The organism is Halorubrum sp. AJ67 (assembly GCF_000513435.1).
Window position 1 is genome coordinate 52,016 of record NZ_CBVY010000006.1, and the last position, 1,714, is coordinate 53,729.

Below are 1,714 nucleotides of genomic sequence, written 5' to 3' on the forward strand. Positions count from 1 at the left end.
CTTAAAGACTCATGTCTGTACCCGCATCGGGGACCCGACACCGTCTTTCCCGACAATCCCACGGCTCGTGCTGTTCAGAGCTTGGTGTGTCCGAAAACGTCCTGACGGAGTCCTACGCGAGCGGCGAAGCCGCGAGCGTAGGGCACGTCCTGACGGAGATTTGAACTCGGAAAGACGGTCGGCCTCGCTTCGCTCGGCCGCTGCGACTTTCCTGCTCAAATCTCCGTGGCGTTTCTTTCAGTACGTGCTGCTCGCTACGCTCGCAGCGTTGTACTGAAAGAAACGTCCTGACGGAGATTTGAACTCCGGTCCCTGGCTCCGCAAGCCAAGAGGATAGTCCACTACCCTACCAGGACTCATCTCTACGTATCGCGGTAGAACTTAAGACGGTTACGGTCCGGCGGCCGCGTGCCTGCGGTCCGCACGCATCCGCCGGCGCGGGATGAACACCTTTTGTACCGAGGGGACCCCATGAACGCCCATGAGACGCCTTCGAGCCGCGACCGCCGCCCGAGCCGGTCGCTCCGCCGGCCGCCCGGGACCCGGCACGAATCCCGGTCAACGGCAACGCTTATCCGCGAACTCGCCGACCACGGAGGTACGCGTATGGGAGCCATAGAGGAGGTGTACGAGGACCTCGACACCGACGTCGAGTTCGAGGCGTTCGAGGCCGCGGTCGAGGACAAGGTCGAGCAGATGGGCGGGCTGGCGGACGAGGAGACCGCCGCGATGCTCATCGCGCACGAGCTGCGCGACGAGGAGGCCGACACCATCGCCGACATCGAACCGGGAATGAACGAGGTGAAGTTCCTCGGGAAGGTGACCGCCATCGGCGAGATCCGGACCTTCGAGCGCGACGACGAGGAGGCCGAGGAGGGACGCGTCTGTAACGTCGATGTCGCGGACGCCTCCGGCTCCGTCCGGGTCGCGCTGTGGGACGACATGGCCGCGGCCGCGGAGGAGGAACTGGAAGTCGGACAGGTCCTCAGGGTGATGGGCCGCCCCAAGGAGGGGTACAGCGGCCTCGAAGTGAGCGCCGACAAGGTCGAACCCGACGAGGACGCCGAGGTGGACGTTCAGGTGCTCGACACCTACCAGGTCGAGGACCTCACGCTCGGCGCGTCCGACGTCGACCTCGTCGGGCAGGTGCTCGACACCGACTCGATCCGGACGTTCGACCGCGACGACGGCAGCGAAGGCCGGGTCGCCAACCTCACCGTCGGCGACGAGACGGGTCGCGTCCGCGTCACGCTGTGGGACGACAAGGCGGACCTCGCCGAGGAGTTCGAGGCCGGCGAGGTCGTCGAGGTCGGCGACGGCTACGTCCGAGAGCGCGACGGCGACTTGGAGCTTCACGTCGGCGACCGCGGCACCGTCGAGCGCGTCGACGAGGACGTCGAGTACGTCCCGGAGACGACCGACATCGCCGACCTCGAAATCGACCAGACGGTCGATATCGCCGGCGGCGTCATCGAGACGGATCCGAAGCGGACGTTCGACCGCGACGACGGCAGCGAGGGGCAGGTCCGCAACGTCCGGATCAAAGACGAGACGGGCGAGATCCGCGTCGCGCTGTGGGGCGACAAGGCCGACCGCGACATCGACCTCGCCGACCGCGTCGTCTTCACCGACGTCGAGATCCAGGACGGCTGGCAGGACGACTTAGAGGCGTCCGCGAACTGGCGCTCGACCGTCTCAGTCCTCGACGGGGAAA

The 1,714-nt window shown here is 66.3% G+C and carries 1 protein-coding gene and 1 tRNA gene; one reads left to right on the plus strand and one right to left on the minus strand.

Annotation, left to right across the window (positions count from 1 at the left end):
• Positions 1-283 precede the first annotated feature (283 nt).
• Positions 284-356 (minus strand) — tRNA-Arg (locus BN903_RS07430).
• A gap of 250 nt (positions 357-606) precedes the next feature.
• On the opposite strand from BN903_RS07430, the gene BN903_RS07435 reads away from it, so the two are divergent.
• Positions 607-1,714: single-stranded DNA binding protein (locus BN903_RS07435; RefSeq protein ID WP_079890613.1), on the plus strand; the 1,108-nt coding region annotated here is incomplete at its 3' end.